The following is a 23,347-nucleotide window of genomic DNA, read 5'->3' as shown; positions in this document are numbered from 1 at the left end:
AGTTCTACCCGCTGCCGCGCGCCAGGTCAGCCCAATATCCCGGGCTTTACGGATCGAGGTCGTGCCCGGCCCGCTCCTCGAAGATCCGCATGGCCTTCGCGGTCACCGGGCCGGGCGCGCCCGGCAGTTCGCGCGCGTCGACGCGATGGACGGCCTGGACGTCCCGCAGAGTCGAGGTGAGGAAGACCTCGTCGGCCCGCTCCAGGACGTCGAGCGGCAGGTCGGTCTCCCTGGCTCCGGTCCATTGCACGGTCAACGCGCGCGTGATGCCCGCGAGGCAGCCGGAGGCGAGCGGCGGAGTGTGGATCTCACCGTCGAGCACGACGAAGACGTTCGACCCGGTGCCCTCGCACAGCTGTCCGACCGTGTTGGCGAACAGCGCCTCGGAAGCGCCGTCCGCACGCGCGCGTGCGAGTGCCACGACGTTCTCGGCGTACGAGGTGGTCTTGAGCCCGGTGAGGGCGCCGCGCTCGTTACGGGTCCAGGGCACGGTGATCACGGCCGTGGAGTCGGGTCGCCGGGAGGACTCGCCGAGGGCGACCACCAGGGTCGGCCCGTGCTCTCCCCGGTCGGAGCCAAGAGGGCCATGGCCGCCGGTGTACGTGATGCGCAGCCGCCCGAGGGGCACGGGATTCGCTTCGAGTACGGCGGCGCAGGCGCGGCGGATCTCGTCGTGATCGGGGTCGGGCAGCCCGAGGCCCCGCGCCGACAGCGTCAGCCGGTCGAGATGCCGGGTGAGGGCGAAGGGGCGGCCGTCCACCGTCTTCAGCGTTTCGAAGATGCCGTCGCCCACGGTCAGCCCGTGATCGAAGACGGAGACGCGCGCCGTCTCGGTGTCCTGCAGCCCGCCGTCGAGCCAGATCTTCACGTAGGGGTCCCTCCACTCACCTCGTACGTCCCCGACGCTATCGCGAGCAGCCGGGACGCCTTCAGCTCGGTCTCCCGCCACTCCCCCTCGGGGTCGGACCCCCAGGTGATACCGGCGCCGGTACCGAAACGCAGCACTCCTTCGGCACGGTCGATCCAGAAGGTACGGATGCCGACGGCCAGCTCCCCGGTGCCCCGGTCGGCGTCGACCCAGCCGACGCCTCCGCAGTACGGCCCCCGGGGCGCGGTCTCCAGGGCGTCGATGATCCGCAGGGCGCTGGACTTGGGCGCGCCGGTGACCGAGCCGGGCGGGAAGGCCGCGTCGAGCAGCTCGGCCCAGCCGGCGCCCTCGCGCAGCTCGCCCCGCACGGTCGACACGAGGTGGACGAGACCGGGGTGCTTCTCCACGGCGCACAGGTCGGGAACGGTCACGCTGCCCGTGGCGCACACCCGCCCCAGGTCATTGCGGACCAGGTCCACGATCATCACGTTCTCGGCGTAGTCCTTGGCCAGCAGGTCGTCCTCGGTCCGCCCGGTCCCCTTGATCGGCCCCGACTCCACGATCCTGCCCTCCCGGCGCAGGAACAGCTCGGGGGAGGCGGTGGCGATCTCGACCCCGTGTCCGGGCAGCCGGATCGTTCCTGCATAGGGCGCCGGATTGCCGCGGGCCAGCAGCGCGGTCAGCACGTCCGCGTCGGCGCCGGGTGCGAGGGGCGCGGTCAGCACCCGGCAGAGGTTGGCCTGGTAGACCTCGCCGGTGGCGATGTGCGCGCGGATCCGCCGTACACCCTCCATGTACGCGGCGCGATCCAGCGATGACGTCCAGTCACCGACCGGGGGCCCTGGCCACGCTCCGGGCCGCGGCGAAGGCACCGGCTCCTGGCGTACGTCGGCGAAGCGGGCGCAGGTCAGACCGCCCTCGAAGTCCGCGGCGACGGCCCAGAAGCCGGTGGACTCCAGAGCCGCGGGATCACTGGTGACATCGAGGAGACCGGTGGCGAGGCGGTCGCCGAAACGGGCGAGAGGAGGGAGGTCGAGCACGCTGTCGAGTCTATGGCGGGTGTCCTGCGGGTGACCTGGCCATGTCCCTCAGGCCGCCCTGACCACGTACGTCGACATGCGCACCGCAGCACGCTGCGCAAACGCGTTTTTGTACTGGCCCCGGAATCCGCTAGAGTTCAACTCGTCGCCGGGCCGCGAGAGCGGAACGAAACGACAAGCGGACGTAGCTCAGTTGGTAGAGCGCAACCTTGCCAAGGTTGAGGTCGCGAGTTCGAGCCTCGTCGTCCGCTCGATGGAAACAGGGGATCTTCCCGAGCCCCTGCACTCCTGGTGGAGTGGCCGAGAGGCGAGGCAACGGCCTGCAAAGCCGTCTACACGGGTTCAAATCCCGTCTCCACCTCCAAGGACGATTAGCTCAGCGGGAGAGCGCTTCCCTGACACGGAAGAGGTCACTGGTTCAATCCCAGTATCGTCCACTGGATCTTCGGCAGATGATCGAAGGTCTGACCCGCGCGATTAGCTCAGCGGGAGAGCGCTTCCCTGACACGGAAGAGGTCACTGGTTCAATCCCAGTATCGCGCACGCAGTCTTCACGATCTTGATCGTGGTTCCCGCGCGATTAGCTCAGCGGGAGAGCGCTTCCCTGACACGGAAGAGGTCACTGGTTCAATCCCAGTATCGCGCACACACCGAAGCCCCCGGCCCTGCGGCCGGGGGCTTCCTCGTTGCTCGGTCAGCTGGAGAACAGCATGTGGCCGAAGCCGCGGTTGCGGTGGTGACCGCCGTGGCCGCCGTGGCCGCCGTAGTGACCGCCTCCGTGCTGCGGCGCGCCCCAGGCAGGTCCGCCGGGCGCGGCCGGGTACTGCGGAGCGGCCGGGGGCGGGGGAACGGCAGGGCCGCCGCCCCACTGGGACTCCATGCGGGTCAGCGACTCCAGCTCGCCGTAGTCGAGAAAGATCCCGCGGCAGCCGCTGCACTGCTCGATCTGAACACCGTTGCGGTTGTAGGTGTGCATCGGTGCGTGACACTTCGGACACTGCATCGTCGGCTCAACTCCTCGCCCGTTGGTCCTGCTTCGCGTTACGCCTGGACAGACTCCGTCCGGCCCTGGTCGGTTGCACCCTACTTCGCGAAACCGCCCGCCAACTGCGGCGGGGCAGAACCCATTCGGTCACAGGCGTCGACGACCGCCTGCTCCACGTCGTCCAGCGCACGGTCCGCCTCGGCCGCCTTGACGATCGCCCGGGCCGCCGTCTGCACGGTGAGGGCGCGGGCGGCGACGTCCAGGGCCGGCCAGGGGTCGCCGTCGGCGGGGACCGCGGGGCCGCCTGCCGCTCGGTAGGCACCGAGGAAGCGGGACCAGTCGTCGGGCGACAGCAGGCCGCAGGCGTACCAGGCGGCGGGGCGGGCGAGGTCCCAGGCGGGTTCCCCTACGCCGAGATCGTCGACGTCGATGAGGTGCCAGGGGCCGTCGGGGACGGGGTGGCGGACGAGTTGACCGAGGTGGAGGTCACCGTGGCAGAGGGTCGTCGTGTCGGACATGGGCGTCTCGGCGCGGGCCCAGGCCGGGAGGGTGCGCCAGGCGCGGAGGACATGGGTGGCGGGCCTTTGGCGGGTGGCGGCGAGGAGGCGGGCAACGGCGAGGGCTGCTTTGGCGGGGCCGCGCATGGGGGGCAGGCCGGGTGGGGCGGGGGTGCGGTGGAGGCGGGCGAGGAGGGTGGCGGCGGCTTCCCAGGGGGCGGAGTCGGGGTTCTCGGGGTCCACGGGTTCGCCGTACGGCCAGAAGGTGACGAGTCTGCCGTGCAGGTCGACGGGGGTCCTGCCGAGTGGGGGCAGGAGGATGCCGGGGAGGTGGGCGGCTGTGGCGAGGCGGGGGGTCAGCTCGGCGGGGGCGGTGTCGGGGGCGTGGGCCTTCGCGACGGTGTCCGCGTGCCGGACGACTGTGGCGTCGGGGCGGTCGGCAAGGGTTGCCGCTCCGCAGGGGCACGCCGACTGCTTATGGGAGTGAGCCTCGGTTCTGGCTCTGAGGGTGAGCTCGGTGAGCAGGGGGTGGGCGGTCACGGGACTCCCTGGGCGGCGGGGTGGTCTGTTCGCGAGCGTAGCCGCTGCGCTGGCTTGAGCTGGGCGCCTATGGGAGGTGGCTCGCTGGGTCCTTGCGCGTCTGCAGACCGGTGGGGGCTGGTCGCGCAGTTCCCCGCGCCCCTGGGAAGTTGCAGTCACCCGCACTGCGACGGACCGCTCGCCGCACCCTGCACGACGGCGGGCCGTGGCCGCGTACGGCGCGAAGGGGACAGGGTGGGGGGTGTCCGCCCGCAGCGGCCGGCGTCCGATACCGAGCAACCGCTGAAGCAACAGCAACCGCCGGACCGAGGACGGACACCCCCCACCCCGGCCCCGACCCCCAACACACCCGCACGCACGACACCCGCCCCCCACCGGAGTCGCAGCTGCGCCGCAGGCATCAGGGGCGCGGGGAACTGCGCACAACGTCCGCCCCCACCGAACCCGCACCCGCTCAACCGCCGGAGGCACCCCGCTCAACCCCCGGAGGGCAAAGCAATGCCGGCGCAGCTCCCCAGCTGCGCCGGCATTTTTGCCGTCCGCCGCACCCCCGTCCCCACGGGGTTTCATGGGTTGATGTCCCCGCCCGGACCGCTCTTCCGGGCCTGGGGTCGCCGCTCAGCGCCCCAGCATCAGTCCCACGGACGACGCCTGTGTGGTCACTGTCTCCCAGCCGTCGAAGACGACGAGGAGCAGGACCGCCAGAGGAAGGGCCATGAGCGTCGCCACCAGCGGGTGACGGCGGCCCGTACGGCGGGTTTTGGATGTGCGGGACAGTGTCCGCGGTGCCGTAAGAGCCATGGTCCCTCTCCTGACCGTTCTGTTGTGGTTGGCAGCGGCGGGTGTCTGACCTCGGGGGACGAGTGCTGCACCCGCCGCTTGACCTCAAATCTAGGCGTCGGGGGCTCTCCGCACGTCATGCCCTCGTACCGATTGCCGGGCCTCCCCGAGGATGAGCAATGACCAGCGGAGTACTCCCGTGGGTGGAGACGGGGACCTAGGTCTCCGGGTCTTCCCGGAGGGGTCGCCCGGTCTGCCCGGCTTTCTCCGAGCCGTCCTCACGCGGCACCGGCTGCTCCACCAGAGCGAGGACCCGGGTCGCCATGAACCGGGCCGTCCGCACCACCGATCCGTTCCGCGTGACTTCGCTCACTTCCACGACACCCCGTCGTACCGCCGTCTCCACCCGGCGGCCCGCCCTGCTCGCCACCACCTCGTATGTGCGCGTCGTGTCCCCTGCGTCCACGACTATCTCCACGCGATCACCCTTCACGGGTTCAATCCCCCTTCTGCGACGGGTGGTTGGGATCACATGCGCGCCGAAGTCCGCCCGCCCTCCGGCTCCCTGACCACCCCTCAAGTCTCCCACCCGGCACTGACAATCCATCGGGACGAGAGGGCGCGGCCTCTGCGCGCGGCGGCCCGCGGAAACGTAAGCTGTGGCTCGTCACACGGACCGGGCAGCGGGGATGAACATGGCGATGATGCGCCTGAGGCGCGAGGACCCGCGCGTCGTCGGCTCGTTCAAGCTTCACAGACGGCTCGGCGCGGGTGGAATGGGCGTCGTCTACCTGGGCTCCGACCGCAAGGGGCAGCGGGTCGCGCTGAAGGTCATCCGGCCCGATCTCGCGGAGGACCAGGAGTTCCGGTCGCGCTTCGCGCGCGAGGTCTCCGCCGCGCGGCGGATCCGCGGCGGCTGTACCGCCCGGCTCGTGGCGGCGGACCTGGAAGCGGACCGTCCGTGGTTCGCCACCCAGTACGTCCCCGGCCCCTCCCTCCACGACAAGGTCGCCGACGAGGGTTCCCTGCGCGCGGCGGAGGTCGCCGCCATCGGGGCCGCCCTCTCGGAGGGGCTCGTCGCCGTGCACGAGGCGGGGGTGGTGCACCGCGACCTCAAGCCGTCGAACATCCTCCTGTCCCCCAAGGGCCCGCGGATCATCGACTTCGGTATCGCCTGGGCGACCGGAGCCTCCACGCTCACCCATGTCGGCACCGCCGTCGGCTCCCCCGGCTTCCTCGCGCCCGAGCAGGTGCGCGGCGCCGCGGTGACGCCGGCCACCGACGTGTTCTCCCTGGGCGCGACCCTGGCGTACGCCTCGATGGGCGACTCGCCCTTCGGGCACGGCAGTTCCGAGGTGATGCTGTACCGCGTGGTGCACGAGGAGGCGCAGCTGCACGGCGTGCCCGACGCGGTGGCCCCCCTCATCCGCGCCTGTCTGGCGAAGGACCCCGAAGAGCGGCCGAGCACGCTCCAACTGTCGCTGCGGCTCAAGGAGATCGCGGCCCGCGAGGCACAGGGCCTGCCGGATCTGCGGCCGCCCGCCCCGCGCGCCGGCGAGGCGGACCGGCCCACCGGACGCATCGCCGACACCTATCCGGAGCGGTCCGCCCAACGACGCCCCCAGGGTCAGCCGGGCACTCCCAGCCCCCAGGGAACCCCTCCGGCCCGCGGTTCCGGGCAGGTCCGGGGCCAGGCCCCCGCGCGCGGCGGGGCCCCGTCACGCGGCGGCAGCACCCCACGCGGCAACGGCGTACCCCCCTCCCGCCCGGGCCCCCGGTCCACCCCGGCCTCCTCGCGGAACACGACCCGCTCCGGCAGCGGAAACCGCCCCGCGCAGCGCAGCGGTACCGGTCGGCCCTCCCCCAGGAACACCAAGACGGGACTGCGCCCCGCGAACCCGCGTCTCCTGCGTCAGCGGCTGTTCGTGTTCGTCGTCGTGACGCTGCTCGTGGCCCTGGGCATCGCCGCCGCCCAGGGCTGCCAGGGGCCGCCGCGCGGACTCGGCGGCGACAGCGGTGTCGTGAGGGAACAGCGGCAGGGACAGGTGCACGCGCCGCCGCCCCAGGAACCGCAGCAGTTGGTCGGCGGCGGGACGGACTGAGTGCTTCGCCGGGATCGCCGTCAAGGGTAAGCGCCCTGGGCGGATCCGGCCCGACCCGCGGCTCAGCCCTGTGGGCGTCCCGTGGCCACCGCGTAGAACGCGACCGCGGCCGCCGCGCCCACGTTGAGGGAGTCCACGCCGTGGGCCATCGGGATGCGGACCCATTCGTCGGCGGCGACCAGGGCCTGGGTGGTCAGGCCGTCGCCCTCGGCGCCGAGCATCAGCGCGACCCGGTCCATCTTGTGCGGGGCGGCCTCGTCGAGGGTCTTTGCCTTGGCGTCCGGAGTGAGGGCGAGGAGGGTGAAGCCGGCCTCGCGGACCGAGTCCAGGCCCTTGGGCCAGGAGTCGAGGCGGGCGTAGGGGACGGAGAAGACCGCGCCCATCGAGACCTTGACGCTGCGGCGGTACAGGGGGTCGGCGCAGTCGGGCGACAGCAGCACCGCGTCCATGCCCAGCGCCGCCGCCGAACGGAAGATCGCGCCGATGTTGGTGTGGTCGTTGACCGACTCCATGACCACCACCCGGCGGGCGGTCCGGAGCAACTCGGCCGCCGTGGGCAGGGGTTTGCGCTGCATGGAGGCGAGCGCGCCGCGGTGCACGTGGTAGCCGGTGACCTGTTCGGCGAGCTCCGGGCTGACGGCGTAGACCGGGGCCGGGAGTTCGTCGATGACGTCACGCATGACATCGACCCACTTCGCGGAGAGCAGCATGGAGCGCATCTCGTAGCCCGCGTCCTTCGCCCGGCGGATGACCTTCTCGCCCTCGGCGATGAACAGGCCCTCGGCCGGCTCGCGTTTGCGTCGCAGTTCGACGTCGGTCAGGCCCGTGTAGTCGTGCAGGCGCGGGTCGTCGGGGTCCTCGACGGTGATGAGATCGGCCACAGGGTGATACTGCCTTGTCCTGGGAGCGGTGCCAACGGCTGGGAGCAGGTTGTGTTACCCCGGGTTACTCCGAGGGCTCCGACATCCGCGGTCCTACGGCCACGACCTCGCCGACGACGATGACGGCCGGAGGCTTCACGTCCTCGGCCACGACCACGTCACCGACCGTCGCCAGGGTGGCGTCGACCCGGCGCTGGGCCGCCGTCGTGCCCTCCTGGACCAGGGCGACCGGGGTGTCGGGCGACTTGCCGTGGGCCACCAGGGTCTCGGCGATCCGGCCGATCTTGTCGACGCCCATGAGGATCACGAGGGTGCCGGTGAGCTTGGCGAGCGAGGGCCAGTCGACCAGGGAGCGCTCGTCGTCAGGGGCGACATGGCCGCTGACCACCGTGAACTCGTGTGCCACGCCCCGGTGGGTGACCGGGATGCCTGCCGCGCCCGGGACCGAGATCGAGCTGGAGATGCCGGGGACGACGGTGCAGGGGATGCCGGCCTCGGCGAGGGCGTGCAGCTCCTCCATGCCCCGGCCGAAGACATAGGGGTCCCCGCCCTTCAGCCGTACGACCGCCTTGCCCTGCTTGGCGTGTTCGATCAGGGCGTTGTTGATGGCCTCCTGGGCCATGAAACGGCCGTACGGGATCTTCGCCGCGTCGATGACCTCGACGTGCGGCGGGAGCTCGGCGAGGAGGTCGCGGGGGCCGAGACGGTCGGCGATGACGACGTCGGCCTCGGCGAGGAGGCGGCGGCCGCGGACCGTGATCAGGTCGGGGTCGCCGGGACCGCCGCCGACGAGGGCCACGCCGGGGGTGCGGGTGCGGTGGTGGGGGGCGACGAGGGTGCCGTCGCGGAGGCCCTCGACCACCGCGTCCCGGATGGCCGCCGTGTGGCGGGGGTCCCGGCCCTTCGCGTTCGTCGTGAGCACGGCGACCGTGACGCCCTCGCTGTGACCCGTCGCCGGGGTCCAGGCGGTGGCGGCGTCGGCGTCGTCGGAACGGACGCACCAGACGCGGTGGCGCTCCGCTTCGGCCGAGGCACGGGTGTTCGCCTCCGTGTCGCCGGTGGCGATCAGGGCGTACCAGGCGTCCTCCAGGTCGCCTTCCTGGTAAGGCCGCCGGGCCCAGGTGATCTCGCCCGTGTCCGCCATCGCCTCTACGGAGGGCGTCGCCGAGGGGGACACCAGGACGATGTCCGCGCCCGCTGCGATCAGAGCCGGGAGACGGCGCTGGGCCACCTGGCCGCCGCCGAGGACGACGACCTTGCGGCCGGTGAGGCGGAGGCCTACGGGGTAGGCGGGGTTTTCGGCCATGAGGGTGCGGCTCCTCTTTACGGCGGTGCAGTGGCCCTGACGTGCGGATTTTACGGGGTGAGCGGGGAGGGCGGTTCAGGTGTCCGTTGACTGGGCGTCGTTGCCGGGCACGGACGCATGTGCGAGGGGGACCCGGGGACCGCGTCCCCGGATCCCCCTCGCAGCGCCTACTTCTCGGTCACCCCTGCGGAATCGAAGGTCGCCACCTCATGCATCGCCCGCGCCGTGCTCTGGACCAGCGGGAGGGCCAGCAGGGCGCCCGTGCCCTCGCCGAGGCGGAGGTCCAGGTCGACCAGAGGGCGCAGGCCGAGCTTGTTCAGGGCGGCCACGTGGCCGGGTTCCGCGCTGCGGTGGCCCGCGATGCAGGCCGCGAGGACCTCCGGGGCGATCGCGCGCGCCACCAGGGCGGCGGCGCCCGCACTGACGCCGTCCAGGATGACCGGCGTGCGGAGCGATGCGCCGCCCAGCAGCAGGCCCACCATCGCCGCGTGTTCGAAGCCTCCGATCGCCGCCAGAACGCCGATCGGGTCCGCGGGATCCGGCTGGTGGAGGTCGATCGCGCGGCGGACGACCTCGGTCTTGCGGGCCAGGGTCTCGTCGTTGATGCCCGTGCCGCGACCGGTCACGTCTGCGGGGTCGGTGCCCGTGAAGACCGAGATCAGGGCGGCGGACGCGGTGGTGTTCGCGATGCCCATCTCGCCCGTGAGGAGGGCCTTGTTGCCGGCGGCCACCAGGTCACGCGCGGTCTCGATGCCGACCTCGATGGCCTGCTTGGCCTCCTCGCGGGTCATCGCCGGGCCGGTGGTCATGTCGGACGTACCGGCACGGACCTTGCGGGGCAACAGACCGGGCGTGGCCGGGAGTTCGGACGCCACGCCGACGTCCACCACGCACACCTCGGCGCCCACCTGAGCGGCGAAGGCGTTGCAAACTGCCCCGCCGCCGAGGAAGTTGGCCACCATCTGGGCCGTCACCTCCTGCGGCCAGGGGGTGACGCCCTGGGCGTGCACGCCGTGGTCACCGGCGAAGATCGCGACGGCCGCGGGCTCCGGAATGGGCGGCGGGCACTGCCGCGAGAGCCCGGACAGCTGGGCGGAGATGATCTCCAGCATGCCGAGCGCGCCGGCCGGCTTGGTCATCCGCTTCTGCCGTTCCCAGGCCTCGCCGAGCGCCTTGGCGTCCAGCGGGCGGATCTGGGCGACGGTCTCGCCGAGCAGGTCGTGCGGCTCCTCGCCGGGCAGGGCGCGGCGGCCGTACGTCTCCTCGTGCACGACCCATGACAGCGGGCGGCGCTTGGACCAGCCGGCCTGCATCAGCTCGGGCTCGTCCGGGAACTCGTCGACGTACCCGACGCACAGGTAGGCGATGACCTCCAGGTGTTCGGGGAGCCCCAGCGCGCGGACCATCTCGCGCTCGTCGAAGAAGCTGACCCAGCCGACGCCGAGGCCCTCGGCGCGGGCCGCGAGCCACAGGTTCTCCACGGCGAGCGCGGCGGAGTACGGGGCCATCTGCGGCTGGGTGTGCCGGCCGAGGGTGTGGCGGCCGCCGCGGGTGGGGTCCGCGGTGACGACGATGTTCACCGGGGTCTCGAGGATGGCCTCGATCTTCAGTTCCTTGAACTGCTTGGCCCGGCCCTTGGGCAGCGACTTGGCGTACGCCTCCCGCTGGCGCTGGGCCAGGTCCTGCATCGCGGCGCGCGTCTCGGCGGAGCGGATGACGACGAAGTCCCAGGGCTGCGAGTGGCCGACGGAGGGCGCGGTGTGGGCGGCCTCCAGGACACGGAGCAGCACCTCGTGCGGGATCGGGTCGCTGCGGAAGCCGTTGCGGATGTCGCGGCGCTCCCGCATGACCTTGAGCACGGCCTCGCGCTCGGCGTCGTCGTAGGCGGGCGCGGCGGGGCCCGTGGACTGTCGTACCTCTTCCACGGCGGCCGTGCTCACTTCTTCCTGAACTTCCTGAACTTCCGGGACTTCCGGGACTTCCTGGGCTTCCTGGGCTTCCCGGTCTTCCTGATCGGCCGCGCGGGTGTCCAGGTCGTCCGCCTGCTGTGCGGGTTCGGGGTCGCCGCCCGCCTCACGCGGGGCCGGGACCACCGGTTGCTGTGTCTCGTCGGTGGCGTGCGGCGGGGTCGGCGCGAGGTGCGGGGTGGTCGGCACCGAGCCTTCCACCGGCACGAACTCGCCCAAGGGCTCGCCCGGTCGGGGCTCCAAGGGGACTCCGGCGGGCAGTACGACGGGGGCCTCGGCGGGGGCGGGGTACGCGAACTGGGTCTGCGCATCGACGAGTTCCGCCGCGAGCGGCTGGGCCGCCGGCGTCTGCGGGCCCTGCGGCGCCTGGTCGGGGGCGGCCGGGAACTCCTGCGGCGCGACCGGGTCCGACGACTGGACCTCGTCTGCCGGAGCGGCCGGGTCCATCGCCTGTACGTCGGTGTCGGCCACGTCCGCCGCGAGGGGCTCCGGCGCTTCCTGGGCGGGCGCGTCGGCCGGCCCTGCGACGGGGCCCTGCGGGGCGGGCGGGACAAAGTGGTGGGCCTGCGGGGCCTCGGCGGGCAGAGCGGCAGCGGCGGGCTCCTGGATCCGCTCCGGCGCCGGTGCTGCCTCCTCGACGGCGAGTGGCTCGGGAACCTCGGCCGCGAGGTCCTCCGCGGGGGCGGAGGGGACTTCGTGGGGTGCGCTGACGGCATCCGCCGGCTGCGGGGGCTGCTCGGCCTCCACGGGTGCCTGGAGCACGACGTCTTCGCCGACGACGGGTGCGGCTTCCTCCACGGCGGCTTCGGCTTCCGGAACGACGACAGCTTCGTGAGAGGCGTCCGGTTCCTGGACCGTGCCGGTTTCGGCGTCCTCGGCAGTCACCGCTTCCGAAGCGACCGCTTCCTGGACGGCGACGGCCTCCGGCCCGGCCACTGCTTCCTCGGCGACCGGCGGGGTGTCGTCAGCGTCGACCGCCGCAGCCGGCGTCTCCACGACAGGCATGGCCTCAGCGGGGTCGACCGGGTCCGGCACGGCGACCGCGTCCTCCACGGCATCGACGCTGGGGCCACTGTCCGGCGCCTGCTCGGCGTCGGCACCGGAATCCGGGACCGCCTCGGCCACAGGGCCGTCGGCCAGGAACTGTTCCGCGGGCAGCTCCGCACCGGCAGCCGGAGCGAGCTGAACACCGTCGGGCAGGGAGCCGTCTCCCGGCAACTGCTGCTCGCTCCCGTCGGGCTGAACTCCGTCAGCCCCGGAACCGTCGGCCAGGACCTGACCCGCCTCGGCGACCGAAGTCTGCGCCGGCTCCGGCGCGTACCCGGCCTCCGGGCCCTGTACGGCATCCGGCACCGGGGCCTCGGGAGCCTCGTACTCCGCGGCCTCCGCCTCGGAAGCGAGGTGGGGCTCCGCGGACCGGGCGGCGCCCACCGGCTCCTGGGCGGGAACAACCGTTTCGGCAGCCGGGGCCACCGTGCTCACCGGCGTCTGGACGGCGGCCTGGGCCGGGGCACCCCACGGGACCGCGCCCTGCGGCTGCGGCGTGTCGAAGTACTCGGGACTGGGCACGGCCGCGGCCGGCTGCCGTACCGGTGCGCCCGCGGGGCCGCGGTCGGCGAGGGAGCGGACCGGGCTCGCGGAGGCGTCCGGGATCGGCGGACCGAGGTGCAGCGGCCGGCGGGGCGTGATGGGCGGGATCGGCGTCGAGGGAGCCTGCGGCTGGGGCGTGCGGACGGCGCTCAGATCGTGCACTCCGCTGTCGCGGCCGGACATCTCGTGCGGGCCCGGCTCGTGGACGGTCTCGACGACCGGCTCCGGGGCGGGCGGGGCGACCTCGTTGCCCCACGGGCTCTGGGCGCCCGGCAGCAGCAACAGGTCTTCGTCCTCGGCGGTGGTCTCGGAGAGGTAGGTGTACGCAACCGGGACGCCCGGCTGTTCCACCATGCCTGCGTTCTCCGGCAGTCCCTCGCCCGGGACCTGGCCGGTGTCGGTCATGCGTACCCCTCGCCCATCGGTTAGTGCTTCTACGACCAGCTCGCCGGGGACGGCGCACCGACCGCCCCCGCAGTGAAGAACGAGCGTGCGTGCCCAGCGGCACGAACGGCCCGCCGAGAAAGACGACAAAGCCATTAACTGGCATTGTCCCGGCCGTTCCTCCGTCGCGACAGGTTGATCCGCGACAGCCCGCTGTGGACTGCGCCACGTTGCGCGTCCTCCGGTTCTGCCGTACCACACCCACCCCAAAACGGGCGCGCTTTCCGGACATTGACGAACGAATGCCGGGCAGCCAGAAGCGGTACAACAGTCGGCCAGCCTACCGCGCGCGGTACGACAACAGGATCACGGGGACGGCGAACCGACGACCGCAGGCGTCAGGCCGTGCGGTCCGGGAGAACCCCGCTGAGCAGGAACGCGACACTCCGTTCCGTCTCCGTCCAGGCCCGGGTGTCGAGTTCGACGGACTGGAGGAGGGCGCACTCGACGCGGTAGCCGTGTTCGGTGAGGTCCCGGCCGACGAGTTCGGCCTCGTCGCGGGTGGCCGCGTGGGCGACGATGCGCTGCGGACGGCGGTCGGCGACCGCGGAGACCACGGCCACTCCCCCGCCGCCGACGCGGACGACGTCCGGTTCGGGAAGGTTCTCCAGGACGTGCGGGGCCGTGCCGGGGACGATCTGGACCTGGAGCCCGAAGGCGCGGGCGTTGGCCTCGGTGCGCTCGCAGGCCCTGAGGTCGCGGTCGACGGCGATGACGGCCGCCCCGGCCCGGGCCGCCTCGGTGGCGAAGGCGCCGCTGCCGCAGCCGATGTCCCACACGAGGTCGCCGACGCGTGGCCCCAGCCGGGCGAGTTGCGCCGCGCGGAGCGGTTCCAGTTCGCCTTCGCCCATGAGGCCGCCGTAGGCCTCGGCGGGCAGGGTCCAGCCGCGCGACGCGGCGGCCGGGTCGCGCCCTGCGATCCATCCGCCGCCTTCCGTCACCGCGGCCGTGCCGCCGATGACGATGACGAGGTTCGGGTCGCGCCAGGTGTGGTCGGCGGCCTTGTCGGAGGTGACGACCGTGACCTGTTCCCGGTCTGTGCCGAGTTCCTCGCAGATGACGAAGGTGCGGTGGACGCCCTCCATCAGCAGACCGAGTTCGGCGGGTCCGGCGCCGGGCGAGGTGAGGACGGCGACCTTGGTGTGGGCTCGGCACACGTTCACCGCGCGTCGCAGGGTGCGCCGGTGGGCGACGACCACCTGGGCGTCGTCCCAGGGCATACCGGCCCGCGCGAAGGCGGCGGCAACCGAGGAGACGCCGGGGACGACCTCGACCTCCAGGCCGAACTCGGGTGCGCGCAGGGTCCGTACGACTCCGAAGAATCCGGGATCGCCGTCGGCGAGCACGACCGCGGTGCCGCGGTGGCCGGTGATGCGGCGGGCGGCGAGGGCGACGCTGCCGAGGCGGATGCGTTCGGCGGCGGGTGGCACCTCGGGGAGTGCCAGATGGTGGGCGGCGCCCGCGACCAGCGTGGCGGCGCCGAGGGCGGAGCGTGCCGCTGCGGTCAGCGGCGAGCCGTCCCAGCCGATCACCGTGACCCGGTCGGCCATCGTCTCTCAGTCTCCAGGGGGGGTGTGCGCAGGCCTTCGTCGGTGGGCAGCCCGCGGGCGGCTCCGTGAGGGTACCCGCTGCGCCTCGGAAGCGCTTTCGCCGACCTGAGGTCGAATACTGTCAGTTCCAGTCGGAGTACGTCGTGAAGCCGTCCGCGTCGGCCAGCTGATCGCCCGCTCCGTCGAGGTCCTCGGGCAGCAGGCTCCACACGATGAAGTCGGTGCGGACGTCGCTCCAGGTGCCGTCCTCGGCGCGGACGTGCGCTATGCAGGCGTTCCTCAGGACACCCTCGCTAATACAGCCGATCTTCTGGGCGACCTGCTGGGAGGCGGTATTGTCGGCCGCCGTGCGCAGCTCGATCCGCTCGAACTTCTGGTCGGTGAACAGCCACTGGGCGGTGGCGAGCGCGGCCTCGGAGGCGTAGCCCTCACCGCGCGCCCATGGGGCGATGATGTACGACAACTCCGTGGAGCGCACGTGCCAGTCGGTCTTGGCGAGCTGGACGATGCCGACCAGGCGCTGGGTGAGGAACTCGGTGACGGCGAAGTCGAGTCCGCGGCCGGCCTCCCGCTCGGTCGGCGCGTACCGCGTGATCCAGCCGCGCGCCCGTTCCTCGCTGAAGGGCTGGGGCACGTCGGTCCAGGCCCCGACCTGCTCGTCGTTCATCATCTCGGCCAGCGCGGGCACGTCGTCCTCGTCGAGAGGGCGCAGCACCAACCGCTCCGTGCTGATGGAGATGTTGGGGAAGGTGCCAGTCATGCGCCACTCCGTAACCGTCGGAAGACCTGCAGGGCCTGCTGAACTGCCCAGCATGCAGCATGAAAGCACCGAACCGCATCACGGGGCCCACACCTGGTGACGGAGTGGACCCCGTGCGTGGCGATACGTCGTATACGCGCCGGTGATCAGAAGGAGGCGAGGACGGAACCGGCGTACTTGTCCTCGATGAACTTCTTGACCTCGGCGGAGGTGAGCAGCTTGGCGAGCTTCTTCACGCGCGGGTCGTCCTCGTTGCCGTCCTTCACCGCGAGGAAGTTGCCGTACGGGTTGTTCTTGGCGGACTCCAGCACGAGGGCGTCGGTGGCGGGCTTGAGGTCGGCCTCGATGGCGTAGTTGCCGTTGACGACCGCCGCGTCGACGTCGTCCAGGGAGCGCGGGGTCTGGGCCGCCTCCAGCTCCTTGAACGTGAGGTTCTTCGGGTTCTTCGCGATGTCGGAGGGGGTCGCCTCGTTGCCGACGCCGTCCTTGAGCGTGATGATCCCGTTGGCGTCGAGCAGCTTGAGGGCACGGGCCTCGTTCACGCTGTCGTTGGGGACGGCGATCGTCGCACCGCTCTTGAGGGCGTCGGTGCTCTTGACCTTGTGGGAGTAGAGGCCGAGCGGCTCCAGGTGGACCGTGACGACGGGCACGATGTGGGTGCCGCGCTTCTTGTTGAAGTCGTCGAGGTACGGCTGGTTCTGGAAGTAGTTGGCGCCGACCGAGCCGTCCTCCGTCGCCGTGTTCGGGGTCACGTAGTCCGTGAACTCCCTGACCTCCAGGTCGAGGCCCGCCTTCTTCGCCAGGTTCTCCTTGACGTAGTTCAGGATCTCGGCGTGCGGGGTGGGGCTCGCGGCGACGACCAGCGGTCCGCTGGTGTCGGAGGCGGAGTCCGAACCGGACGAACCGCAGGCGCTGAGCCCGAAGGTGAGGGCTCCGGCGGCGAGGACGGTGGTGAGCTTTATGGCGTTACGCACGAAAAGTGCCTTTCCTTTTGGGTGCAGCGAACCCCGCGTACGGGTGCACGGGGAAATCGGGGGTGGCTCAGACGGTCTTGGTGTCCGCCGTGGAGGCCTTCAGCAGCCGCAGCTTCGGTGCCGGGCCGGAGCGTCCGCCGCGGCTGTGCAGGGACCGGGCCGCGTAGTCGCCGGCGAACTGGATGAGCGAGATGACGACGGCGAGGATCGCGACGGTGATCCACATGAGCTGGGTCTCGAAGCGCTGGTAGCCGTAGCGGATGGCGATGTCACCGAGACCGCCGGCGCCGACCGTGCCGGCCATCGCGGAGTAGCCGATGAGGGCGACGATCGTGGTCGTGGTGCTGGCGATCAGCGAGGGCAGGGACTCGGGGACGAGAACCTTGCGGACGATCGTCCAGGTGTTGCCGCCCATCGACTGCACGGCCTCCACGAGCCCGCCGTCCACTTCGCGGACAGCCGTCTCGACGAGGCGCGCGAAGAACGGGATCGCACCGATGGCGAGCGGCACGATGGCGGCCTCGCGGCCGATGGTGGTCCCGGTGATCGAGCGGGTGAAGCCCATCAGCGCGACCATCAGGATGATGAACGGCATCGAGCGGGCGACGTTCACGACCTGTCCGATGACCTTGTTCGCGACGACGTTCTGGAGGAGTCCGCCGCGGTCGGTGAGGACGAGGAGGACACCGAGCGGAAGGCCACCCACGACGGCGATGAGCGTGGACCAGCCGACCATGTAGAGGGTGTCCCAACACGCCTGCTCCAGCAGGGGCCGCATCTCGGACCAGGTCACTTGGCACCTTCCTTCACCGGCTGGGGCGCACCGACGACGTCGATCTGAAGACCCTGTTCGCGCAGGAAGCCGACCGGCACGACGTTGTCCTCGTAGCGGCCCGGCAGTTCGATCCGCATCCGGCCGATCTGGAGGCCGCCGACGGTGTCGATGGCGGCACCGAGGATCGATATGTCGATGTTGTAGGTGCGCGAGAGCTGGGAGATGACCGGCTGGGTGGCGGCCTCGCCGTGGAAGGTGACGTCGATGACGGTCCGGTCCTCGCCGGTGGCCTCGCCGCCGACGGGGAAGAGCGCGGAGGCCAGCTCGGAGCCGGGGGTCGCGAGCAACTCGCCGACCGTGCCGGACTCGACGATGCGGCCGTTCTCCATCAGGGCGGCCGAGTCGCAGACCGACTTCACGACGTCCATCTCGTGGGTGATGAGCAGGACGGTGAGGCCCAACTGCCGGTTCAGGTCGCGCAGCAGCTGGAGGATCGAGCGGGTGGTCTCCGGGTCGAGGGCGCTGGTGGCCTCGTCGGACAGGAGCACCTTGGGGTCGCCGGCCAGGGCACGGGCGATGCCGACGCGCTGCTTCTGGCCGCCGGAGAGCTGGGCCGGGTAGGCGCCCGCCCGGTCGGCGAGTCCGACGAGGTCCAGCAGCTCAAGTGCCTTGCGGGAGCGCTCCTTTCCGGACTTGCCGAGGATTTCGAGCGGCAGCTCGACGTTGTCCTGGACCGTCCGGGTGGACAGCAGGTTGAAGTGCTGGAAGACCATGCCGATACGGCTGCGCGCCTGCCGCAGCTCCCTGCCGGCGCGGGGTCCGCGGCCCGCGAGGGCGGTGAGGTCCTGTCCGGCGACGGTCACCGTGCCGGCGGTGGGGCGCTCCAGCAGGTTGACGCAGCGGATGAGCGAGGACTTGCCGGCGCCGGACTGGCCGATGACGCCGTACACCTCGCCTTCGCGGACGTGGAGATCGACGCCGTCGAGGGCGGTGATCTCTCGCCCGCGTGAGCGGTAGACCTTCGTGAGGCCTGTTGTCGTGATCACTGGGGTTTCCGTCACTGTCGAGTACGCGGGCGTGGGTGTGCCCCGGTACGGGAGAGAAGTCGTGCGCGGGCACATGGGTCACGTACGGCGTTCACGGCGTACGGACGTGCCGGGGCGGCTCGCTTCGGGGCGCGAGCTCAGGGGGTGGTGCGGGGGCCCTCTAGCAGGCGCACATTCGACACATACAACGAGCACCGGGCGTCAGGGTCGCCTCGGTCGCAAGGGTGCGGCAGCTCGTCATGGTCATGCGATCAGTAAAGCAGACGTATGGGAGCGACCAAGAACCCGTTGTCCGAATGACGGACAACGGTGGACATGCCTCAGGACCGGACGGAGATCTCCACGTTCCCGCCGATGACCAGTGCCGACAAGGCCGACAGATTCTCGACCACCAGGTCGGCATCGAGCTCGTGGGCCTGATGAGTTGTGGTCAATGCCACGGTGGTCATCCCGGCGGCCCGGCCGGCGCGCAGGCCCGCGGGGGCGTCCTCGAAGACGACGCAGCGGGCCGGGTCGATGCCGAGTTCGCGAGCGGCGAGCAGATAGGGCTCGGGGTCCGGCTTGCCGCGGGTGACGTCGTCGGCGGCGACCAGCGTCTTGGGGAGGATGCCGACCGCTTCGAGACGGGCCTCGGCGAGCCGGCGGGTGGCGGAGGTGACGACGGCCCAGCGGTCGGCGGGCAGGGCGTCGAGGAAGGCCCTGGTGCCGGGGAGCAGAAGGACACCGCCGTTGGGTACGTCCTCCACCTCCAGCTGTTCGATCCGCGCGAGGGCCCGCGGCACGACGTCGGCGGGGAGCAGGTCGGCGGCTATCTCGACGGCCGGTCGCCCATGCAGTTCGACACGGGCGAACTCCTCGGCGGTGATGCCGAACTCCTCGGCCCAGCGCGTCCAGCAGCGGTGGACGGAATCCAGGGAGGAGACGAGGGTTCCGTCGTTGTCGAACAGGAGGGCTTCGGCAGAGATCTTCATGGCTTCGACCCTACGGTGCCGTGCGGGGGCGGCCGCATCAGGCCTTTTGGACCGTAATAGGCTCGCCGCATGTTTGATGCCCTGACGCTGGTGACCGGCGTCGCCGCGCTGCTGCTGGCCGCCTGGTGCGGCTGGGCCGCGTACCGTGATCAGCCGACCAAGGACTGGCACTTCATCGGGATGGCCGTGGTGTCGGTGCTGGCGCTGGTCCAGCTGGTGATCGGGATCGTGCAGCTCGCGCGGGGCGAGAAGCCGGAGCAGGGGACGACGATCTTCGTCGCCTATCTGCTGGGGGCGTTCGCGTGTGTGCCGGCGGCGGGGATCATGTCGCTCACGGAGCGGACGCGGTGGGGATCGGTGACGGTTGCCGCCGGCGGTGTGGTGCTGGCCGTTCTGGAGGTGCGGCTCTATGACATCTGGGGAGGCTGAGGTGAGTCGGCGACGGCTGACCAGTGGGCCGGGGACGCTGCTCGTCTGGTTGTACGGGGTGATGGTCGTCGGGGCGGTGTCTCGGTCCGCCGTGCAGATCTCCACGGAGTTCGACCGGGCGCCGCTGGCGTATTCGCTGTCCGCCGTTGCGGGTGTCGTGTACGGCTTCATCACGTACTCGCTGGTGCGCGGTGGTGAGACGGCCCGTAAGGCGGCGCTGGTGTGCTGTGTAGTTGAGCTGCTGGGCGTGCTGACCGTGGGCACCTGGACGTTGGTGGAGCCGTCGGCGTTTCCGGATGCGACCGTGTGGTCGGACTTCGGGATCGGGTATCTGTTCATCCCCGTGCTCTTGCCGCTTTCCGCCATTTACTGGTTGCGGAAGGCTGCGACCAGGGAGGATGCCGCCTGAGGTCCTCGGGCGGCATCCGGTCAGCCGTGGCTGGTCGCGCAGTTCCCCGCGCCCCTTAAAAACTATGCGGTTGCCGCATATGTGCCTGCGGGCTTCTCCAGGACGATCATCGGGACCCCGTCCGCGCCCTCCGACGTGCCCACCGTCTGGTAGCCGACCTTGCGGTAGAGGCGGAGGTTGCCCTCGCTGCGGTGGCCGGTGAAGAGGCGGAAGCTGGTGGCGCCGCGCTCCTCCGCCAGGGCGGCTTCGGCCGCTCGGAGAAGGCGGGCGCCGATGCCGTGGCCCTGGAGGCGGGGGTGGACGCAGAGCTTGCCGATGGCGGCGGAGCCGTCCTCGGTGACGCGGCCGCGGACCGAGCCGACCACCTCTTCGCCCAGGCGGGCCACGAAGACGCAGTCCGCGGCCACCTCCGCGCGGACCGAGTCCAGGCTCTGGACGAGCGGATCGATGCGGTAGTTGCCGTACAGCGCCGCCTCACTCTGGAAGCACAGGTACTGCAGCCTGAAGATCTGCTCCGCGTCCTGCTCGGCCGCCGCAGAGATGGTCACGCTCATGCCCATGTGCGCACGCCTCCCGCTCACCTGATCGCCTGTTGTCCCCCACTCCTATCCCCGCCCCCGGTGTGTCGCAACCTCCGGTGTGAGCAATCTGCGAAGACATCCCAGGCATCTGGAACGTTCCGGACCAAGACTGCCCTGTGAGATACCCAACTCCCCCGCGATCTCCCGGTAGGTCAGGTCCCGCGGGGAGAGGAGGGCCGCCATGAGCGAGGGGCAGCGGCCGGGCAGTCGGCGCACCGCGTCGTGCAGGGCCCGGCGGCGGGCCGCCGCGAGGGTGAGCTGTTCGGGGGTGCGGTCGTCGTCGGCCGCGGGTTCGGTGTCGTACGGCCGTTCCAGGCGGGTCGTACGACGGCTGCGGCGGGACTCGGACCGGACGGCGCGGCGGAGCCAGCCGGGCAGGTCGAGGGGCGGGCCCTGCGTCTCCAGGTGCTCCAGGAGGCGGAGCCACACCGCCTGCTCCAGGTCGGCCGGTTCCGTACCGGTGGCATGTGCCTCCGCGGAGGCCTCGGCGGTCAGCAGCGGGCGCAGGGCGGTGACCAAGTCGTGCGTCATATGCGGTACGACCCGGCCGCCCGGGCCTGGGTTGCCCGGGCGTCGGCAAGTCACCCCGATCGGGGCACGGTGGCTCAGCCGTTGACGAAGTCCGCGCGGGCGAGGACGCCCGTGTCCGCGTTGTCGGTGAAGACGCCGTCGATGCCGGTGGCGAAGTACCTCTTGAACGCGCCGAAGGCGTCTCCATAGGCGTCCGCGTCCGTGCCCCTGCGGTACTCCGCCGGAAGGAAGGGGTTCTCGTTGCGCATGGTGTAGGGGTGCAGGACCAGCCCGACCTTGTGGGCGTCGGCGACGAGGGTCGTCTCCTTGTCGAGGCTGCCGTCCCCCTTCTTCGTGATGACCAGGTCGAGGGTCGGGCCGATGCCCTGCGCGTAGCCCGCGATCTCCCTGAGGCCCTTGGGGGTGATCAGGTCGGCGACGGTCCGCGGGTCGCCCTTCTCGACGAAGTCCCAGGGCCGGGTGTTCGCGGCGGACAGGAGCACGACGAGGGGGTTGTCGACCAGCTTGTTCAGGCGCCGGATGCTGGTCGGCTCGAAGGACTGCAGGATGACCGGGGAGTTCCGCTTGTCCTTGCCGTGCCGGTGCAGGAGCTTCGCGACCCGCTCCTCGAGGCCGAGGCCGAGCGCCCGGAAGTAGGTGGGGTGCTTGGTCTCGGGGTAGATCCAGACCTGCTTGCCGCGCTTGCGGGTCTGCTCGTCCTGCCACTTCAGGACTTCCTCGAAGGTGGGGATGGACCAGCGGCCGTTGTAGAGCGTGTTGTGCGGGCGGTTGGCCGGGATGCGCTCGATCGCGCGGAGCGTCTTGAGCTCGGCGAGCGTGAAGTCCTCGGTGAACCAGCCGGTCGTGGAGACACCGTCGAGGACCTTGGTGGTCCTGCGGTCGGCGAACTCGGGGTGGTCGGCGACGTTCGTGGTGCCGCCGATCTCCGGTTCGTGGCGGCAGACCAGGTGGCCGTCCCGGGTGGGGACGAGGTCGCCGGCCTCGACGACGTCGGCGCCCAGGTCGAGGGCGAGCTGGTAGGAGCCGAAGGTGTGCTCGGGGCGGTAGCCGCTGGCGCCCCGGTGGCCGATGACCGTCGGCACGGGCAGGCTCTTCAACCCGCCACCGTGCCCGGCGGACTGGGCCCCGGCGGCTCTCGCCGTACCGGACAGGCCCAGGACCGCTCCCCCGGCGCCGAACATCGCAGCCCCGAGAAGTGCCCGTCGTCCGGTGCCGTCCGTGTGCTCGTCCTGCGATCCCATGGGGACCCCTCCTGCCGTCGCCTCTTCGATGCGGGCCGATCGTAGGTGCGTGTCCATGACGGACGGGAGACCTCCGGCGGAACACGCGGGTGACGTGGGATGTCGCATGGGAACTAATGTCTGACGACTCGTCGGCTTCGGGACCGGAGGGCGGGGTACGCGTCGATCGGGGCGACCTCCGTCACATCGTTCCGCCCGGGTTTCCGGGAGGCAACGCGGTCCATCCGCAGGTAAACGAGTGTCAATAGTGCGTAAGACCTCGGTGAACCGCGGGCGCGCGATGTGCACGATCCCCCGAGCCGCGAGTAATGTCCTCACCTGCACAGACTCATACAGTTTCCCTGGCCGTTCTCTTGACACCGGAGGGCCCGTTGTCCCGCTTCGCGCTCATCAAGGCAGTGCTCGGACCGATCATGCGCCTGATGTTCCGCCCACGGGTGGAGGGCGCGGAGCACATCCCGGGTGACGGTCCCGTCATCCTGGCCGGCAACCACCTCACCTTCATCGACTCGATGATCCTTCCGCTGGTGTGCGACCGGCAGGTGTTCTTCATCGGCAAGGACGAGTACGTCACCGGCAAGACCCTCAAGGGCCGTCTCATGGCGTGGTTCTTCATCGGCGTCGGCATGATCCCGGTGGACCGCGACGGCGGTCGCGGGGGCGTCGCCGCGCTGATGACCGGCCGGCGGGTGCTGGAGGAGGGCAAGGTCTTCGGGATCTACCCCGAGGGCACGCGGTCTCCCGACGGCCGGCTCTACCGGGGGCGCACCGGTATCGCCCGTCTGACGCTCATGACGGGGGCGCCGGTGGTGCCCTTCGCGATGATCGGCACGGACAAGTTGCAGCCGGGGGGTGCGGGGATGCCCCGCCCGGGGCGGGTCACGGTTCGCTTCGGTGAGGCGATGGAGTTCTCCCGGTACGAGGGCATGGACCGGGACCGGTATGTGCTGCGGGCCGTGACGGACTCCGTGATGACCGAGGTCATGCGGTTGTCCGGGCAGGAGTACGTGGACATGTACGCCACCAAGGCGAAGGCCGCGTAGGGATTCGTTGTCGGGTGCGGCGCCGTCGGGGCTGGTC

General features: G+C 71.2%; 22 protein-coding genes and 5 tRNA genes. 9 read left to right on the top strand and 18 right to left on the bottom strand.

The window, feature by feature from the left end:
- Positions 1 to 46: 46 nt before the first annotated feature.
- On the bottom strand, positions 47 to 868 hold the full coding sequence (locus tag AQJ46_RS26150) for an aminotransferase class IV (protein WP_059207928.1): 822 nt from the start codon (positions 866 to 868) through the stop codon (positions 47 to 49).
- Positions 865 to 1,908 (bottom strand): chorismate-binding protein, encoded by a 1,044-nt coding sequence (locus AQJ46_RS26145; protein ID WP_059207927.1) that lies wholly within the window; start codon positions 1,906 to 1,908, stop codon positions 865 to 867. The genes AQJ46_RS26150 and AQJ46_RS26145 overlap by 4 nt, the downstream gene beginning before the upstream one ends.
- A gap of 178 nt (positions 1,909 to 2,086) precedes the next feature.
- Between AQJ46_RS26145 and AQJ46_RS26140 the strand changes: the two genes are divergently transcribed.
- The 5 genes from AQJ46_RS26140 (at position 2,087) to AQJ46_RS26120 (ending at position 2,554) form a co-directional block, all read left to right on the top strand.
- Positions 2,087 to 2,159, top strand: a tRNA-Gly gene (locus AQJ46_RS26140).
- 39 nt (positions 2,160 to 2,198) lie between these two features.
- A tRNA-Cys gene (locus AQJ46_RS26135) sits at positions 2,199 to 2,272 on the top strand.
- Position 2,273: 1 nt separating this feature from the next.
- Positions 2,274 to 2,345 (top strand) — tRNA-Val (locus tag AQJ46_RS26130).
- A 34-nt stretch (positions 2,346 to 2,379) separates the two neighbouring features.
- Positions 2,380 to 2,451 (top strand) — tRNA-Val (locus AQJ46_RS26125).
- Between the two features lie 31 nt (positions 2,452 to 2,482).
- Positions 2,483 to 2,554: transfer RNA gene (locus AQJ46_RS26120), tRNA-Val, on the top strand.
- Between the two features lie 48 nt (positions 2,555 to 2,602).
- Here AQJ46_RS26120 and AQJ46_RS26115 read toward each other — a convergent pair.
- The 4 genes from AQJ46_RS26115 to AQJ46_RS26100 form a co-directional block, all read right to left on the bottom strand.
- Positions 2,603 to 2,911 carry a TFIIB-type zinc ribbon-containing protein gene (locus AQJ46_RS26115; RefSeq protein ID WP_057614209.1) on the bottom strand — a complete coding sequence of 103 codons (309 nt, stop codon included), beginning with the start codon at positions 2,909 to 2,911 and terminating at the stop codon, positions 2,603 to 2,605.
- 80 nt (positions 2,912 to 2,991) lie between these two features.
- On the bottom strand, positions 2,992 to 3,930 hold the full coding sequence (locus AQJ46_RS26110; protein ID WP_059207925.1) for an aminoglycoside phosphotransferase family protein: 939 nt from the start codon (positions 3,928 to 3,930) through the stop codon (positions 2,992 to 2,994).
- Between the two features lie 618 nt (positions 3,931 to 4,548).
- Positions 4,549 to 4,731, bottom strand: a complete 183-nt coding sequence (locus AQJ46_RS26105; protein WP_057614211.1) for a hypothetical protein — start codon at positions 4,729 to 4,731, stop codon at positions 4,549 to 4,551.
- Positions 4,732 to 4,927: 196 nt separating this feature from the next.
- Entirely contained in the window at positions 4,928 to 5,203 is a 276-nt protein-coding gene (locus AQJ46_RS26100) for a hypothetical protein (RefSeq protein WP_057614212.1), read from the bottom strand.
- A gap of 196 nt (positions 5,204 to 5,399) precedes the next feature.
- On the opposite strand from AQJ46_RS26100, the gene AQJ46_RS26095 reads away from it, so the two are divergent.
- A complete protein-coding gene (locus AQJ46_RS26095) occupies positions 5,400 to 6,812 on the top strand; it encodes a serine/threonine-protein kinase (protein ID WP_208616990.1) in 1,413 nt (470 codons plus the stop codon).
- 62 nt (positions 6,813 to 6,874) lie between these two features.
- On the opposite strand, the gene AQJ46_RS26090 is transcribed toward AQJ46_RS26095, so the two are convergent.
- The 9 genes from AQJ46_RS26090 to AQJ46_RS26050 form a co-directional block, all read right to left on the bottom strand.
- Positions 6,875 to 7,693 carry a TrmH family RNA methyltransferase gene (locus AQJ46_RS26090; RefSeq protein ID WP_059207923.1) on the bottom strand — a complete coding sequence of 273 codons (819 nt, stop codon included), beginning with the start codon at positions 7,691 to 7,693 and terminating at the stop codon, positions 6,875 to 6,877.
- Positions 7,694 to 7,757: 64 nt separating this feature from the next.
- Positions 7,758 to 8,999 carry a uroporphyrinogen-III C-methyltransferase gene (gene cobA, locus AQJ46_RS26085; RefSeq protein WP_059207922.1) on the bottom strand — a complete coding sequence of 414 codons (1,242 nt, stop codon included), beginning with the start codon at positions 8,997 to 8,999 and terminating at the stop codon, positions 7,758 to 7,760.
- 167 nt (positions 9,000 to 9,166) lie between these two features.
- Positions 9,167 to 12,961, bottom strand: a complete 3,795-nt coding sequence (gene cobT, locus AQJ46_RS26080) for a nicotinate-nucleotide--dimethylbenzimidazole phosphoribosyltransferase (protein ID WP_059207921.1) — start codon at positions 12,959 to 12,961, stop codon at positions 9,167 to 9,169.
- 377 nt (positions 12,962 to 13,338) lie between these two features.
- Positions 13,339 to 14,550 (bottom strand): precorrin-6y C5,15-methyltransferase (decarboxylating) subunit CbiE, encoded by a 1,212-nt coding sequence (gene cbiE / locus AQJ46_RS26075; RefSeq protein ID WP_059207920.1) that lies wholly within the window; start codon positions 14,548 to 14,550, stop codon positions 13,339 to 13,341.
- 121 nt (positions 14,551 to 14,671) lie between these two features.
- Positions 14,672 to 15,310: a GNAT family N-acetyltransferase gene (locus tag AQJ46_RS26070; protein WP_059207919.1), complete on the bottom strand. Its 639-nt coding sequence runs from the start codon at positions 15,308 to 15,310 to the stop codon at positions 14,672 to 14,674.
- A 146-nt stretch (positions 15,311 to 15,456) separates the two neighbouring features.
- Entirely contained in the window at positions 15,457 to 16,284 is an 828-nt protein-coding gene (locus AQJ46_RS26065) for a MetQ/NlpA family ABC transporter substrate-binding protein (RefSeq protein WP_059207918.1), read from the bottom strand.
- A gap of 67 nt (positions 16,285 to 16,351) precedes the next feature.
- Positions 16,352 to 17,077: a methionine ABC transporter permease gene (locus tag AQJ46_RS26060; protein ID WP_057614220.1), complete on the bottom strand. Its 726-nt coding sequence runs from the start codon at positions 17,075 to 17,077 to the stop codon at positions 16,352 to 16,354.
- Positions 17,074 to 18,105 (bottom strand): methionine ABC transporter ATP-binding protein, encoded by a 1,032-nt coding sequence (locus tag AQJ46_RS26055; protein ID WP_059207917.1) that lies wholly within the window; start codon positions 18,103 to 18,105, stop codon positions 17,074 to 17,076. The genes AQJ46_RS26060 and AQJ46_RS26055 overlap by 4 nt, the downstream gene beginning before the upstream one ends.
- Before the next feature lie 320 nt (positions 18,106 to 18,425).
- The gene (locus AQJ46_RS26050) at positions 18,426 to 19,076 is read right to left on the bottom strand and encodes an HAD family hydrolase (RefSeq protein ID WP_059207916.1); all 651 of its coding nucleotides are present in this window, start codon (positions 19,074 to 19,076) and stop codon (positions 18,426 to 18,428) included.
- Between the two features lie 69 nt (positions 19,077 to 19,145).
- On the opposite strand from AQJ46_RS26050, the gene AQJ46_RS26045 reads away from it, so the two are divergent.
- Positions 19,146 to 19,505 carry a hypothetical protein gene (locus AQJ46_RS26045; RefSeq protein ID WP_057614223.1) on the top strand — a complete coding sequence of 120 codons (360 nt, stop codon included), beginning with the start codon at positions 19,146 to 19,148 and terminating at the stop codon, positions 19,503 to 19,505.
- A complete protein-coding gene (locus tag AQJ46_RS26040) occupies positions 19,486 to 19,914 on the top strand; it encodes a hypothetical protein (protein WP_059207915.1) in 429 nt (142 codons plus the stop codon). The genes AQJ46_RS26045 and AQJ46_RS26040 overlap by 20 nt, the downstream gene beginning before the upstream one ends.
- A gap of 62 nt (positions 19,915 to 19,976) precedes the next feature.
- On the opposite strand, the gene AQJ46_RS26035 is transcribed toward AQJ46_RS26040, so the two are convergent.
- From AQJ46_RS26035 to AQJ46_RS26025, 3 genes are all read right to left on the bottom strand, one after another.
- A complete protein-coding gene (locus tag AQJ46_RS26035; protein ID WP_059207914.1) occupies positions 19,977 to 20,474 on the bottom strand; it encodes a GNAT family N-acetyltransferase in 498 nt (165 codons plus the stop codon).
- A gap of 45 nt (positions 20,475 to 20,519) precedes the next feature.
- Complete coding sequence (locus AQJ46_RS26030; protein ID WP_059207913.1) at positions 20,520 to 21,026, bottom strand: sigma-70 family RNA polymerase sigma factor; 507 nt, start codon at positions 21,024 to 21,026, stop codon at positions 20,520 to 20,522.
- Between the two features lie 74 nt (positions 21,027 to 21,100).
- Entirely contained in the window at positions 21,101 to 22,267 is a 1,167-nt protein-coding gene (locus AQJ46_RS26025) for a glycerophosphodiester phosphodiesterase (RefSeq protein WP_059207912.1), read from the bottom strand.
- A gap of 371 nt (positions 22,268 to 22,638) precedes the next feature.
- Here AQJ46_RS26025 and AQJ46_RS26020 point away from each other — a divergent pair, with 371 nt between their 5' ends.
- Positions 22,639 to 23,310, top strand: a complete 672-nt coding sequence (locus AQJ46_RS26020; RefSeq protein ID WP_059207911.1) for a lysophospholipid acyltransferase family protein — start codon at positions 22,639 to 22,641, stop codon at positions 23,308 to 23,310.
- Positions 23,311 to 23,347: the final 37 nt, after the last annotated feature.

Source organism: Streptomyces canus, assembly GCF_001514145.1.
In the GTDB taxonomy this organism is placed as follows: Bacteria; Actinomycetota; Actinomycetes; order Streptomycetales; family Streptomycetaceae; genus Streptomyces; species Streptomyces canus.
Note: the sequence above shows the minus strand (reverse complement) of the source record. Positions and strands in the feature narration are given on the sequence as shown.

Coding starts and splice junctions, on each gene's coding strand:
- AQJ46_RS26030 (WP_059207913.1), bottom strand. CDS start 21,026: ATGACGCACGACTTGGTCACCGCCCTGCGCCCGCTGCTGACCGCCGAG.
- cbiE (WP_059207920.1), bottom strand. CDS start 14,550: ATGGCCGACCGGGTCACGGTGATCGGCTGGGACGGCTCGCCGCTGACC.
- AQJ46_RS26070 (WP_059207919.1), bottom strand. CDS start 15,310: ATGACTGGCACCTTCCCCAACATCTCCATCAGCACGGAGCGGTTGGTG.
- AQJ46_RS26105 (WP_057614211.1), bottom strand. CDS start 4,731: ATGGCTCTTACGGCACCGCGGACACTGTCCCGCACATCCAAAACCCGC.
- cobA (WP_059207922.1), bottom strand. CDS start 8,999: ATGGCCGAAAACCCCGCCTACCCCGTAGGCCTCCGCCTCACCGGCCGC.
- AQJ46_RS26025 (WP_059207912.1), bottom strand. CDS start 22,267: ATGGGATCGCAGGACGAGCACACGGACGGCACCGGACGACGGGCACTT.
- AQJ46_RS26035 (WP_059207914.1), bottom strand. CDS start 20,474: ATGGGCATGAGCGTGACCATCTCTGCGGCGGCCGAGCAGGACGCGGAG.
- AQJ46_RS26095 (WP_208616990.1), top strand. CDS start 5,400: ATGAACATGGCGATGATGCGCCTGAGGCGCGAGGACCCGCGCGTCGTC.
- AQJ46_RS26040 (WP_059207915.1), top strand. CDS start 19,486: ATGACATCTGGGGAGGCTGAGGTGAGTCGGCGACGGCTGACCAGTGGG.
- AQJ46_RS26050 (WP_059207916.1), bottom strand. CDS start 19,076: ATGAAGATCTCTGCCGAAGCCCTCCTGTTCGACAACGACGGAACCCTC.
- AQJ46_RS26045 (WP_057614223.1), top strand. CDS start 19,146: ATGTTTGATGCCCTGACGCTGGTGACCGGCGTCGCCGCGCTGCTGCTG.
- AQJ46_RS26115 (WP_057614209.1), bottom strand. CDS start 2,911: ATGCAGTGTCCGAAGTGTCACGCACCGATGCACACCTACAACCGCAAC.
- cobT (WP_059207921.1), bottom strand. CDS start 12,961: ATGACCGACACCGGCCAGGTCCCGGGCGAGGGACTGCCGGAGAACGCA.